The sequence below is a fragment of the uncultured Catenibacterium sp. genome, assembly GCF_900540665.1.
Classification (GTDB): Bacteria; Bacillota_I; Bacilli_A; order Erysipelotrichales; family Coprobacillaceae; genus Catenibacterium.
In genome coordinates this window covers 1-12,780 of sequence record NZ_UQGV01000068.1, presented here as the reverse complement: position 1 = coordinate 12,780, position 12,780 = coordinate 1, and the positions used below count along the sequence as shown (strand labels likewise).

General features: G+C 31.7%; 16 protein-coding genes. 2 read left to right on the top strand and 14 right to left on the bottom strand.

Annotation, left to right across the window (positions count from 1 at the left end):
- The 5 genes from QZQ55_RS08815 to QZQ55_RS08795 form a co-directional block, all read right to left on the bottom strand.
- A partial coding sequence (locus QZQ55_RS08815; RefSeq protein ID WP_295092471.1) for an SWIM zinc finger domain-containing protein occupies positions 1 to 1,233 on the bottom strand: 1,233 nt, incomplete at its 3' end.
- A 178-nt stretch (positions 1,234 to 1,411) separates the two neighbouring features.
- The gene (locus QZQ55_RS08810) at positions 1,412 to 3,028 is read right to left on the bottom strand and encodes an SWIM zinc finger domain-containing protein (protein WP_295092468.1); all 1,617 of its coding nucleotides are present in this window, start codon (positions 3,026 to 3,028) and stop codon (positions 1,412 to 1,414) included.
- A 56-nt stretch (positions 3,029 to 3,084) separates the two neighbouring features.
- Complete coding sequence (locus QZQ55_RS08805) at positions 3,085 to 4,203, bottom strand: MATE family efflux transporter (protein WP_295092465.1); 1,119 nt, start codon at positions 4,201 to 4,203, stop codon at positions 3,085 to 3,087.
- Positions 4,204 to 4,209: 6 nt separating this feature from the next.
- Complete coding sequence (locus QZQ55_RS08800; protein ID WP_295092462.1) at positions 4,210 to 4,410, bottom strand: hypothetical protein; 201 nt, start codon at positions 4,408 to 4,410, stop codon at positions 4,210 to 4,212.
- A complete protein-coding gene (locus tag QZQ55_RS08795; RefSeq protein ID WP_295092459.1) occupies positions 4,411 to 4,854 on the bottom strand; it encodes a MarR family winged helix-turn-helix transcriptional regulator in 444 nt (147 codons plus the stop codon).
- Positions 4,855 to 5,027: 173 nt separating this feature from the next.
- Between QZQ55_RS08795 and QZQ55_RS08790 the strand changes: the two genes are divergently transcribed.
- Together QZQ55_RS08790 and QZQ55_RS08785 are read left to right on the top strand one after the other, a co-directional pair.
- Positions 5,028 to 5,225: a YibE/F family protein gene (locus QZQ55_RS08790; RefSeq protein ID WP_295092456.1), complete on the top strand. Its 198-nt coding sequence runs from the start codon at positions 5,028 to 5,030 to the stop codon at positions 5,223 to 5,225.
- Complete coding sequence (locus tag QZQ55_RS08785) at positions 5,226 to 5,348, top strand: hypothetical protein (RefSeq protein ID WP_295092453.1); 123 nt, start codon at positions 5,226 to 5,228, stop codon at positions 5,346 to 5,348.
- Between the two features lie 50 nt (positions 5,349 to 5,398).
- On the opposite strand, the gene QZQ55_RS08780 is transcribed toward QZQ55_RS08785, so the two are convergent.
- The 9 genes from QZQ55_RS08780 to QZQ55_RS08740 form a co-directional block, all read right to left on the bottom strand.
- Entirely contained in the window at positions 5,399 to 6,655 is a 1,257-nt protein-coding gene (locus QZQ55_RS08780) for a HAMP domain-containing sensor histidine kinase (protein ID WP_363128274.1), read from the bottom strand.
- Between the two features lie 26 nt (positions 6,656 to 6,681).
- Positions 6,682 to 7,332, bottom strand: a complete 651-nt coding sequence (locus QZQ55_RS08775; protein WP_295092448.1) for a response regulator transcription factor — start codon at positions 7,330 to 7,332, stop codon at positions 6,682 to 6,684.
- Between the two features lie 41 nt (positions 7,333 to 7,373).
- The gene (locus tag QZQ55_RS08770; protein ID WP_295092445.1) at positions 7,374 to 8,747 is read right to left on the bottom strand and encodes an ABC transporter permease; all 1,374 of its coding nucleotides are present in this window, start codon (positions 8,745 to 8,747) and stop codon (positions 7,374 to 7,376) included.
- Between the two features lie 14 nt (positions 8,748 to 8,761).
- Entirely contained in the window at positions 8,762 to 9,394 is a 633-nt protein-coding gene (locus tag QZQ55_RS08765) for an ABC transporter ATP-binding protein (RefSeq protein ID WP_295092443.1), read from the bottom strand.
- A 9-nt stretch (positions 9,395 to 9,403) separates the two neighbouring features.
- Complete coding sequence (locus QZQ55_RS08760) at positions 9,404 to 10,591, bottom strand: ABC transporter permease (protein ID WP_295092440.1); 1,188 nt, start codon at positions 10,589 to 10,591, stop codon at positions 9,404 to 9,406.
- Complete coding sequence (locus QZQ55_RS08755; protein ID WP_295092437.1) at positions 10,584 to 11,216, bottom strand: hypothetical protein; 633 nt, start codon at positions 11,214 to 11,216, stop codon at positions 10,584 to 10,586. Before QZQ55_RS08755 ends, QZQ55_RS08760 begins: the two co-directional genes overlap by 8 nt.
- Before the next feature lie 88 nt (positions 11,217 to 11,304).
- Positions 11,305 to 11,517 (bottom strand): hypothetical protein, encoded by a 213-nt coding sequence (locus QZQ55_RS08750; RefSeq protein ID WP_295092434.1) that lies wholly within the window; start codon positions 11,515 to 11,517, stop codon positions 11,305 to 11,307.
- Positions 11,518 to 12,010: 493 nt separating this feature from the next.
- Positions 12,011 to 12,373, bottom strand: a complete 363-nt coding sequence (locus QZQ55_RS08745; protein WP_295092431.1) for a type II toxin-antitoxin system HicB family antitoxin — start codon at positions 12,371 to 12,373, stop codon at positions 12,011 to 12,013.
- Positions 12,357 to 12,614: a toxin HicA gene (locus QZQ55_RS08740; protein WP_295092428.1), complete on the bottom strand. Its 258-nt coding sequence runs from the start codon at positions 12,612 to 12,614 to the stop codon at positions 12,357 to 12,359. The genes QZQ55_RS08745 and QZQ55_RS08740 overlap by 17 nt, the downstream gene beginning before the upstream one ends.
- Between the last annotated feature and the right edge of the window lie 166 nt (positions 12,615 to 12,780).

Below are 12,780 nucleotides of genomic sequence, written 5' to 3'. Positions count from 1 at the left end.
TGTGGTCGGACTATCTCCGACTGAATCAGTGCCATGCCCGGCACACTTGAAAAAGAGAATCAAATTCTTTAATTCTTTTCTGTAAGCTTTGATATTTCTCTGCTTCTTATAAATATCTTTCTTCAATTTTATATTAAACTTCATACGATCTTGATTTTCATATTCAAAATCAATACATTCGTCAATATAATCTAAAGCCTTGTCATATTCTTTATTATTAATACAAGTATAGACACAGTCCATTCTAATAGGAATATGTTCCCAGTACTTTTTATGAACAGCACTTATCTCCTTCTTTGATGCTTTATTCTTCTTTAAGAGTTCAAGATACTTTTTCGCAAATCCTTCAATTGCATATCCTCTATTAAAAATATCATCATGACTTTCTATGTAGTCTAACTGTTTTTTCACAAGATCAAGCTTCAGCTTTAAGAATTCTTTACCACTTAAACAATCAAAAAATATTTCAATAATCTTTTGGCTATCATAATAATCTCTCATGCTGTTGAGGTATTGTCCTAATTCAACAAAAGCTTCTAATCTTTCTAAGTCATCCATACACATAATTATATTTGCCCATTGGTTTATAATGATAACAGAAAGTGCAACCGTTTCACCTCCATTATCCTCAATATCTAGCTTATAGAATACTTCATAAGCTTTTAATAAGAATCTAAATGCGAGGGAATATTGATCCCTTTTCTTTAAAACATCAAGCCACTTATCAACAGCACCTTCATAGTTATCACAAAAATCACGGCTAAATTCATAATCGATATAATGATAACCAGCACTATAAGAATCACAAACTCCCTCCAAATCATCAATCATTGTATCTAGAGAAAATTCATTTTGCGTATATTGTTTAAAGGTTTCTACTAAATCAGGATTATCATCAAGTACTTGAATAAGAAATGATCGTACATCCTCTTCTGAAGCATCTTCAACAAGCTGTAAACTATCTATTTCTGGATGAGTCACTCTTAATTGCCACTCATATAAAACAGCTGCCATGTGCTTACAATTATGTCCATCTAATGCATAAGGACAATCACAGGACATGCCTATTATTTTATTTCCATTTAATTTGATTTCTACATGATAAAAATCTGTCCCATTAACAACTGCTTTAATCCTATTAGAATTAACACGTAAATCTTCTACGCGTTCATCAAAATAATAGTCATACCCCCTATCCAATATTCGTTTTTGAAAATAAGTTTCCCATTCCATATAGGTACCTCCAATGTATAGTTTTATTATAGCAAAGTAGAAAAGAAGTAATATTAATATTATTTCTACACGTATGCTCAAAGAAATTGCGATAACACTTTTTCACTTTACGGTAATGTCTTGTAGTCAGACTGAATGAGTGCCCTGCCAAGCATACAATAAGAAAATCACACCGGACTTATATTCTGCTTAACTCATCCATCATTGCAGTTCTGTTTTTGTATTGATCCTTCCATTTTTTGATAATTTCATCTACGACTTTATCACCACCATCAATACGTTTCATAGTTCTTAAATCTCTTACTAATTGATGATAATATGATCTACTTCTTGCATGCTCTGCCTCTGTTTCAACAGCCACTCTATACATATGAAGTAACTGTTCAGGATATTCATCTTTAAGAAGATGAGTATATTGTTTCAACAAGCTTTTATTGTTACTTTTTATTATACTATCAAGTAATTGTTTATGAAGGTTCTCATGAGCGTATATATCACATAAGAGACAATCAGAATTGATCTGTTTTATGATAGAATCTCCTTCCTTAATCCACTCTTCACTCGTATACAAATTTTTTAATTCTATGTATTCTTCCATACCAGCATCACGGAAATCAAGGACAAGTATCTTTATCATTTCTCTGTAGCCTTCTCTATTTCCTTGTTTTTTGTAGATATCTTTCTTCATCTCTACATCACGCTTATAAAGAGACTGATCTTTGTAGTCAAGTTTAATACACTTATCAAGATATTTCAAAGCTTGGTCATAATTTTTATCATACATGCATTCTTTAACACAACTCATTCTTACAGAATCATATTTCCAATATTTTTTATAAACATCTTTTAACTCCTTTTTTGATGCATTGTTCTTTTCTAAGAGTTCAAGATAATCATTCACAACTGAATTAATCATAAATTCTCTATTAAATACAGTAGGATACTTACCAAAATAATCATATTGTTCCTCTACGAAATCAAGTTGAAACTTTACATATTCGTCTCCCATAAAACGACTGAGAAGAGTCTCTACAAGATCTATTTTAAAAGAATAATTTTTCATAGAATAAAATTGATGGCGCAAAAATTCAAAAATTTCTTTCCTTTCTGATATATTCAAATAAGGAAGAAGATATGAAAATGCTTCGTTAATATAATATGACAAAGCATAAGGTTGTTGTTCATCTTCATCTATATCAAGAGAGTCTAATATACTATAAGCCTCAGTTAAGAAACGAATCGCATTAATATATTCTTCTTTCTGTTCCAAAAGATCAAACCACTTAAATACGCATTTTTCATAGTCCTCACAAAAAGGCACAGTATTATCAATATTAATATATTTATGAGCGTATTGGTAATGATTTATAATTGTAAATAATTCGCTAGTCATTGCATCCATAGAGTTTTCTTTTGATATAAATTGGTTGAAGCGTTCTGCTAACTCAGGATTTTCATTAAATAACTGCAAAAGAAAAGAACGTATATCATCATCTGATGCATCATCAATGATTTCTGAATTAGCTATTTCTGGATGACTTACACGTCTTTCCCATTCAAATAGAACTGCTGCCATATGCTTACAATTGTGTCCATCTAATGCATAAGGACAATCACAAGACATCTCTTTTATGTTATCTCCATTTAATGCAATTTCTACATGATAACGATGTGTCCCATAAACAACCGCCTTAATCTTTTTAGCGTTTATATATATATTCTCTACATATCCATCTAGATAGTAATTAAAACCTCTATTTAATACACGTTTAGAAAAATTATATTCCCATTCCATATAAGCACCTCCACTTGTATTTCTATTATACTAAAAAAGACAGCATTTTCTGCTATCTAATTCATTTTCTTATTCAAATATATATAGAAACATACATTGAGGATAATACCAGTAATAGTCGCAATTGGTGCTGCAAGCCCAATTTGAGTGAGGCTGGCATTTGGCTGAATAGACATATAATAAGAAAGAGGTAGACGTACAAGAAGTGTTTGAATTAATCCTTGTATCATAACCCAGAGTGTCTGATCATGACCATTGAAGTAACCAACCATGCTAAAGAGCACTGCTGTTACAACTGTTTCTAATGCAAATCCTTTGAGGTAGGCATAGCCCTGATTAATAACACCTTGTTCTGTTGTAAAAATACCTGTTAACATATCCCCCTTAAACATTACTAAACAGAATACAATAACACCAATAAATAATCCAATTCCTATACCTGTAAACATAGATTGCTTGGCTCTTTTTTCATTATTTGCGCCAACATTCTGGGCCACAAATGAAACCATGGACTGCATGAGAGAACTAGGCACAAGCATCGCAAAGTTTACTATCTTACAGGCTACACCATATCCTGATGATGCCTCTAATCCTAAACGATTAATAAAGGCACATAATGCAAGGAATGAGATCTGAGTCAGGCATTCCTGCAATGCAAGAGGTACACCGATCTTCATTGCACGAATGCAATGAGTATTGATTTTAAAATCATGTTTATGTATTTCAAATGGAAGTTTTCTTTTCTTTAATAGTCCTAAAGCGAATAATACACTACATGCCTGTGCAAGTACTGTAGCCATTGCAGCACCTGCGGCATCCAAATGGAATCCAGCGACTAAGACTAAGTCTCCTACTACATTAATTAAACATGCTACTGCCACAAAGAGTAATGGAGACTTACTATCGCCCAATCCTCTAAAAATAGCTGATAAAACATTATAAGCCACAATAAAGAAAATACCTGCACCACATATTCTTACATAAGTAGCAGTAAGATTGAGTGCTTCTAAAGGTGCCTGCATCAGTGTAGAGATAGGTGTCGCAAACAGCACCATAATAATAAATAGAATTACTGAAACAATACCAAATAGAATTGTTGATCCACCAATAAGGGCTCCTATATGTTTCTGTTTCTTTTCACCTATATATCTTGCAATGAGTACTGTAATACCCATTGCGAACTAAGTGATCACAAATGTGACAAGATTTAATACCTGACTTCCTGTAGAAACAGCTGATAAGCCTGCTGTTGTTCCAAAACGCCCTACTACAAGTAAGTCAACCGCACCATAGGCTGCCTGTAATACTAAAGCTCCCAGTACAGGAATCATAAATGCGACTAATTTCTTAAAAATACTTCCCTGAGTAAAATCTGAATTCATTTATGATTTTCTCCTTTCACACATCACTTGATAAAACTTTTCTATTGTTTCAATCATACAATCTGCTTCTTCAATAGAAATATCACTTAACCTTTGAGATAAGTCTTCAAAATAATCCTTATTAAACTTTTCAAATAGAGCCTGTCCTTTTTCACTTACTTCAATATAAGTGACACGACCATCTTCTTTAGAAGATATCTTATTTAAATAGCCCTTTTCTACCATAGAACCTACAGTACGTGTTACACCTGGTCTAGGCAGATTCAATGCTTTACTTATTTCTGAAACCTTCACTCTTCCATTTCTTTCCTTCAAATCAATAATTGTCTCTAAATAACGAATATAAGAAGGAAGAACACCTTCCGGAAGTTCTGGTAATAAGTCCAATATTCTTTTTGCGATATAACAGCTATCCAACATTTTCTTTGTTTTTTGACTATTCATATACTTCTCCTTTTTAATTACCACTAGTAATTACCTATGGTAATTATATTATAATAAGATTAAATGTCAATCTCTATTCATAACTTCTTAAGACAAGTTTTACGAGGGGATGATTTTTTAGTCATGTTGTTGCGGTAAGTGCAAATCAGACAAGTACTCAGAGTACAGTTGTGATGAATCAGGATACAGATATGAAATATCTTGATACAAATGTAGATTCTGCAGATGAAACTCTTGCGTTCAAGAATGGAGATAATATTGGAAAAGATATAGTTGGTACAATATTTAATACTTTCATATTTGTTTTCAATACTAGTTCTATGATAATTTTACTCACATTTCTTGCTTATCAGATTCAATATCCTCAGTGAATGAATTCTGATTTCATTGCGATGGAAATGTCACAAGGTATTACTGGTACTCTTGATATTGTATTAACAATACCAATTAGTGCATTATTATGTAGCTTGTTGTATAAGAAAAGAGGCAGCTGAGCTGCCTCCAGAATCCTCACTTTGAGTGATTTTTAATTCTATGTTATACATCATTGTATCTTCATCTTAAAGAGATACGTGGTCTTTGTCTGAATAATCTGATAGTCTATCTGATAATTGTTTAATAGGTTACCTACGATATATAAGCCAAGTCCATGACTTGTATCTTTTTTTAATTCCATGTGATTCTCCTGGCAGGTATTTTCTATATAGAAACAATTCTCTTTTATCCCTATATCTATTCTTCCATAATCACAGTTATACTTAATCGCATTGCTTATTAAATTAGATAAAACTACACTGAATGCATTTCTACCAATATATATATGCTCTAAACCAACCTTGTTATTGATTACGATATTCTTCTGATATGCGAGCAACTCATATTTATTCAGGACTTCTTTAAGAACATCTTTTATAATAACATCTTCTTCATCGTTCTTTAGATGATCTATTGAATAGATAGATAATATTTGAGAGATATTTTTTGAAAGATCATCCACTATATCTACACATTGTCCAAGATACACATCTCTCTCTTTATATTTTCCTACATTATATATCATGTTCTCTAGAATGATTTTAAGACTTGCTAGAGGTGTTTTTAATTCATGAGAAGCAGCCTTTAAAAATTCATATTTAAGTTTTTCAAGTTTGAGAATTTCTTTATTTTTAAGTTCTACATCATCTATTGACTTCAATAATGTAAAATAGAGTTCATTGATCTGCTTCTTTAAGTCTCCTACTTCGTCATCACTGTTATGGACTAAACAGACATTCTTATCTAATTGCATCATTTGATCAGTTACATTCTTAATTTCATCAATATTATTTTTAATTGATTTTGAATAGATTAATGATACGATAGCAGATAATAAAAGAGAAATAGATAATGAATAAGGAAGAAAACCTAAACTTAAATCTTTAGCATCCTGCACCATATCAGCAGTAGAGATAAATTTCAAATACAATTGATGTCCGTCATTTAAAGTAATACGTCTTTCCTCAATAATTAATGAATTATTGAGGCTGTTCAAATTCACATTCAGATCTTTTGTAACCTTTACTTCATTGTCTTTATTTTTTTGACTCACAAATACTTTTATATCGCTGTTTTTAGAATACAAATCAATTGTTCTTTCAATCTCATTGATTTCCTTACCTTCTAGATTATGAGATATTTCATTCGCCGTTTTATTAATATCAGCCTTTCTAGTATCCAGATAAGTTCTAGGAAATATCAAGTAAATGGAGATATGAATCAATAAGACAATAATACTGAGAATAGAAAATATCTGGAGAAACATTTTAGGAAATATCTTTAGTTTTTTCATCATCTCTCCAATTTATAGCCTACATTTCTAATAGTTAATATGCAATCTAGATGTAACTTCTTTCTAAGTTCCTTTATATAGACATCAATTACACGATCGTAAGGAATTTCTTCTGTTTCTTTCCAGACTTGATCTATAATCTGCATCCTTGACAGAACCTGCCCTTCATGATCAAGAAGACATTTTAATATTTCTAATTCTTTAGGCTTACTATCTATGACTTTTCCATCTATTTTAGCTGTATAACTTGTGAAATTGATTTCTAGATCTTTATATTTGAATATTTCTATAGAACTATAATACTTTTTTATAAGTCCCTCTATTCTCGCTTTTAAGACAGGCAGAGAAAATGGCTTTTCAATATAGCCATCAGCAAGTTGAGTAAAGGCTTCTATTTTGTATTCTTCATTATTAAATGCCGTCAACATTAAAACAGGGATATTACTTTCTTTTCTTATTTCTTTTAAAACATCTAATCCATTCATAAATGGAAGCTGAATATCCAAAAGAACAACCTTGATATCCTTATTAAATAAGGATAAAGCCTCACGACCATCCCTAGCCTCTATGACATGATAGCCCCATTCTGATAAATATTCACTCATACCATCTCTAATTATAGGATCATCTTCTACAATCAGTAAATCCATACTATCCCTCCTTTTTTATATTATACACATATATTTATCTATTAACGTGTATAAATAAGTGATTCTTCCTTATTTTTAAGAATTCTAAATGAAGAAATCACCAACGCCATAATAAGTACAACTGTCATGAAGCCAATAACAATAAACATCATATCACTAGAAACATGCACATTCAGACTCGTAAGTGTCTTATTAAAGCCATCTACTTCAGCGCCTGCTCCTAATTGACTTGATACGCCCTGACTTGCTAGTTGTTTAGTTATATCTCCTGTCACCCCATTTAAGATTGTATGACCAAATGACTGTGCTAAAGCACCAGAAACAAAGTAAGCAATAAGATAAGATGGTATCATCATCCATACTAATTCTGTCATCAATTGACCAAAAATTCTCATTTTTGTCATACCTAACGAAAGCATAATAGCTATTTCTTTCTTTCTTGCATTAAGCCAGAGCATAAGAAGAAGCGCAACAACTATTCCAGCAAAAATCAATGCACCATAAAATAATTTATCAGCCATTCCATATAGGGATGAAATAGACATCTGTAAAGCTGGATAATTAGAAGCACCATTTATCAGAACATAATTTTTCCAATCAATATCAAGCTTCTCTAATACTTTGATGACCTGTTTCAAATCATATTGACCTTTCACAAAGAAAGTAGCGTCTTGATAAACAGCTGTCTTTTCTGTTTCACCATATACCTGTGCTGCACTATGCACATCAGTGATTAAAGTATTTTCATATAGTTCCTGCGGTGCACTTGCGCCGCCCTTATTATGCCCATCAAAGAGTCCCTTAATTTCTACTTCAACAATCTCATTTGCCTGCTTTTCATTATCCGCATCATATAAATTTGATTTGATTTTAAGATGGTCTCCTACCTTTAAATGATTCTTTAAAGCAAGATCCTTATGCATCAAAATCTTATTTCTATCACCAGCTTTAAGATGCTCTCCTTCCACTAATTTATAAGCCCCTGATACAAACTTATTTTCTTTTGAAGAATCATTCACACCTGTAAGCATTACTGTACTTTTAAAGTTTTTTGCTCTTTCAGGTGATTGATAAGCCAATGTTTCAGGTGTTTCTACAATATCATAGCCCACTAAATCCGCTACACTATTGATTCTCTTTACATAAGAATCAATCTCTTTACACTGAGCAATCTGACTAATATCCTGTCCTTTTACATTGCCTCCGCCTCTAGGCGTTCCAGGATTATATTGTCTATTGATTTCCATTGAAAAAATATTTGTGATATTTCCTAAACTCTTCTTAGACGAAAGATCTGTGGCATCTTTTAAGGCTAAGCCTAATACACCTAATGTAGACATGATTGCAATCACAGATATCATAATAAGTGATTTAAGCTTTTTTCTTGTTACATAAGCCCATGCATTTTTTATCATATACTTCTCTCCCATTAAACAATCTGTAATTTCTTATCCTTAAGTTCTAAAACAACATCTGCACTTTGAGCGAGTTGTTTGCTATGAGTCACAACAATCACACACTTATTGCGTTCTTTCGCCATCTTCTTCAATATTGTGATTATTTCATCTGCAGTATTCTCATCTAAATTCCCTGTTGGTTCGTCTGCAAGAATGACACGTGCTTTAGATGCTAAGGCACGTGCAATAGCAACTCTTTGCTGCTGTCCACCAGAAAGTTTCATAACATTTCTTTTTATCTGATTTGGATTCAAGCCTAATTCGATCAATATTGAGGAAGATGCTTTTTTATCAACCAATCTCACATTTTCTAATGGTGTCAAATAATCAATCAAATTATAATTTTGAAAGACCAAGGAAATATGATGTCTTCGATGATAACTATAACCTTTTTGTTTAATATCTTCTTGTTCAAAAAGAATATGTCCCTCTTGTGGTTCATCTAATCCTGCCAATAATGACAATAATGTTGATTTGCCTGCACCAGAGGCACCAATAATGGCATAGAACTGGCCACTTTCAAATGTCTGATTCACATCTTCTAAAATATTCTCTCTTGTATTCTTATAGCGATAGCTTACATTATCTATTTCTAATATAGTCATATTAATCTCCTAACTCATTTTTGATAAAATCTCTTGGGGCTTCTTTATTAAAAACATTCCACATGTCGTTATAACTGAAATGATGATTACACCTGCTAGAATCCCATAACTTCCTATAAAAGTCATTCCTTCTTGTCTGAATCCATATTCAAATAATAGAGAATATGCATTCTTTAATAAAACATTGATTACATATTTCAGGAATATATGACCTAATCCAAAAGAAAGAACCGCCGCTGGTATTGAAACAAATAATAATTCACAAATAAATTGACCAAGAATTTCCGATTTGTGGAATCCTACTGATAATAAAATACCTATTTCATAAAGTCTCTCTCTTAACCATAAAATTAAAATTAAAGAAAGAACGACAAGTGCAACAACAATTAAAGAACATACAATCACTTTTATAATATATTGTATATGTGTAATTGCCTCTAATGTTTCCTCATATGTCTTAGTATCCATTTCAACAAGAGCATCTGGATGATTCTTTTCTAATTGCTTCATCATTAAACGGGTATCCTTCAAATGATCAAAGTACATGATTATTTTATGAACATTGTTTGTCTGTTGTGAAGAATAATCCATAAACAACATATTTTCACTAAAATCTGATGTTAAACCTGTATATCTTTCTTGTTTCTTACCAGAAAAAATACCAATAATCTCATATTTCTTATTATTGTCTAAATTTATAAAATCATGTAATGCAAGATGATTCTTTTTCGCAAATTGTTCATGAACCATCACCTTATTACAATCAGTTTCTTGAATATGTCTGCCCTCTTTTAATACAAAATTGCCACTTTTAAATAAAGCATGAGATTTTGTCTGATTCGTTGCGAGATAAGACATAACGTTCTTATATTCATCACTCAAATCATCTCTTTTTACTGACTGTTGTGCTTCTATGACATGAAGGTTTCTTGGTTGAGTGAGACCTTCATAATGTAATGTATAGCCTTTAGCTTGTTTGATTTCCTTATATTCCCTATAGTCAAATAATGATTGATCTTTCTTTGTGACCGATAGAGACGTATTTGCTGCTTCATACATGGTCTTTTCTAACTGAGCGGCTGATATTGTAATACTGGAAGAAATATATAAACATGAGAGAATAATCGTTAAAATCATCATTATAATTAATGAACGTTTTTTCTTTCTTGTGACATAATAAATAGAACGTTTAATCATTGAAAACCTCTGTATTTTCTAAATCCTTCTTTTCCTTTAAAACAAAACCATTATCATTCTCTTCTAAACGATCAATAATTTCTATATGACACTGTTCCAGTTCTCTTTTAAATGTATCATTCTGATAACTTATGTAATAAGAATACTGTCCATCATGAGAAATACCTATTTTTTTATGATATGTACATTGAGTCAGTTCTGTTATTTCTTTTTCAGACATTCCTTTTTTATACATTCCAATAGTTCCTGAACGTTCTAGGTTCTTTTCCCACTTCATATATTCGTTCATATTTTGAACAACAGCATCCTGCTGCCTACGAGAAACTTTATTAAAAGATAAAAAGGCATATCTTAGTTCTTCATTTAAAGCACTTTGAGAATCAAGCATAACAAGACTTTTATTGTTCATAGCCTCTTTTATATTTTGAGACAAGCTGAATTTAAGACCTAGATACTCATAAACATAATCTTCTTTATAATCTATTGTCTCATTCATTGGCTTAAAACTTGTTTTATCCTTAATAGTCACTGAACTTGTAAGAGCCTCTGTCTTATTTTGACATCCTACTAGTGCAATACTTAAGCATACTACTCCTAACATCATTACTTTTCTTATTAATTTCATTTTTTATCATCTCCTTTTCTTCATCATATCCGCCATATATGAAACATCTATGAAATAGAGAAATAAATTGAAATAAAAAAAGAGGTAGCTAATTTCCATCAGCAGATGGTACACCAACGATCTTACCAAAACCTTCTACTTCTTCACCGATATAATAGCTTTCACCAGTTAGAGGTTTTTCATAGTTCTGCCAGTCATAGCATGTTTCATGAACCATTCCTCCGTATTCAGCAATATCATTCTTATCGATATCACGGTTCTTATACCACCAGTTATGATATGCAACTAACTTAGGATACATTTCTTTTAAGAATTCCTTATCACCAGTTGCTTCATAAACACTCTGAACTGCCCATGCAGCAAGTGCAGGTTTAGAGTTACATTCGTTCCAGTTTCCTCCATCACCGCCGCGGTCTTCGTTCTGGTTATAGAAAATACAGTCAATGATAGCACCTTCATCCTGTGGACGAATAGCATCTTCTTTAGTGATCTGGTAGTCGAATAATGCTCTAATATTATTTTTAGCTAATTCTGGATTAAACTGAGTAGTAGTTACAACCTGTTTCTAAGAGTCCCAAGCCCACATACCAATGAACCACTTATAAGACATAGATGGTACGATTCCATCATGCTTAATTGCACCGGCTGGTGACAAAAAGATTTTTCGCATTTTAGACAAATAAAACAATGTAAATTATCAATCGAAATATATGTTCAGCTAATACCTTAAATATTGAAATTTCATTTCTATATATAAAAACACATACAAGTGTATGTGTTCAAGTGATGATGTTCTATTTTGAAAGTAATGCATCATTTCTAGATAAGAGATAGACGCAATATTGGTTCATGCTGATTCCTTCTTTTCTAGCATGCAAAGCAAGTGTTCTATGTAAAGTCTTAGGAATTCTCAATTTGAATTGTCCAGAATAATCTTCAATGCTATCTGGTTCATTAATCTCAATACCTTCTTCTAATGCTGCTTCTATCCATGCTTTCTCTGCATCCTTTGCGTTATTCATGGCCTCTTCTATTGTATCTCCACAAGTGATACAACCTGGAAGATCAGGATAAGAAACTACATATCCACCCTCTTCTTGATCTTCTACTATTTCTAAACGATAAGGTAAAGCCATATAATCATTGAGCGTTTTCATTATTCTTCTCCTCTTTTTCTATAATTAATCTTACCATTTCAACATATACTCTTTTTATTGGTTGATGTTTAGGTATTGTGATAGGCATACACCCTTTTTTTCTGAAAGTATAATGGCTACTTCCTCCTTTAGGATTATTCATTACATATCCATAACTCTCCAATACTTTTCTCAATTCAGAAAAACGTAAATCTTTTGATAATGCACTAATTTTCAAAATTAGTTTATCCCATTTCGACATAATTCATTTCTCCTGTTCTTATTATAACATGGTGTCATATAAGGTGTCAATCATGTTATAAATCTACTCTATATACATTCATACTACAAAAAAGAGACAATATCTTACTTATCCAATGGTATTAAGTTAAGCGACTAAATACCAAAAACCTCTTTGATTTTAAAAT

Bases quoted from the DNA above. Each gene is read 5' to 3' on its own strand.
- QZQ55_RS08740 (WP_295092428.1), bottom strand. From the start codon at position 12,614: ATGTCGAAATGGGATAAACTAATTTTGAAAATTAGTGCATTATCAAAA.
- QZQ55_RS08765 (WP_295092443.1), bottom strand. From the start codon at position 9,394: ATGACTATATTAGAAATAGATAATGTAAGCTATCGCTATAAGAATACA.
- QZQ55_RS08780 (WP_363128274.1), bottom strand. From the start codon at position 6,655: ATGTTTCTCCAGATATTTTCTATTCTCAGTATTATTGTCTTATTGATT.
- QZQ55_RS08785 (WP_295092453.1), top strand. From the start codon at position 5,226: ATGAATTCTGATTTCATTGCGATGGAAATGTCACAAGGTATTACTGGT.
- QZQ55_RS08775 (WP_295092448.1), bottom strand. From the start codon at position 7,332: ATGGATTTACTGATTGTAGAAGATGATCCTATAATTAGAGATGGTATG.
- QZQ55_RS08745 (WP_295092431.1), bottom strand. From the start codon at position 12,373: ATGAAAACGCTCAATGATTATATGGCTTTACCTTATCGTTTAGAAATA.
- QZQ55_RS08795 (WP_295092459.1), bottom strand. From the start codon at position 4,854: ATGAATAGTCAAAAAACAAAGAAAATGTTGGATAGCTGTTATATCGCA.
- QZQ55_RS08805 (WP_295092465.1), bottom strand. From the start codon at position 4,203: ATGGGTATTACAGTACTCATTGCAAGATATATAGGTGAAAAGAAACAG.
- QZQ55_RS08770 (WP_295092445.1), bottom strand. From the start codon at position 8,747: ATGATAAAAAATGCATGGGCTTATGTAACAAGAAAAAAGCTTAAATCA.
- QZQ55_RS08790 (WP_295092456.1), top strand. From the start codon at position 5,028: ATGAATCAGGATACAGATATGAAATATCTTGATACAAATGTAGATTCT.
- QZQ55_RS08760 (WP_295092440.1), bottom strand. From the start codon at position 10,591: ATGATTAAACGTTCTATTTATTATGTCACAAGAAAGAAAAAACGTTCA.
- QZQ55_RS08810 (WP_295092468.1), bottom strand. From the start codon at position 3,028: ATGGAATGGGAATATAATTTTTCTAAACGTGTATTAAATAGAGGTTTT.
- QZQ55_RS08800 (WP_295092462.1), bottom strand. From the start codon at position 4,410: ATGAATTCAGATTTTACTCAGGGAAGTATTTTTAAGAAATTAGTCGCA.
- QZQ55_RS08755 (WP_295092437.1), bottom strand. From the start codon at position 11,216: ATGAAATTAATAAGAAAAGTAATGATGTTAGGAGTAGTATGCTTAAGT.
- QZQ55_RS08750 (WP_295092434.1), bottom strand. From the start codon at position 11,517: ATGTATCCTAAGTTAGTTGCATATCATAACTGGTGGTATAAGAACCGT.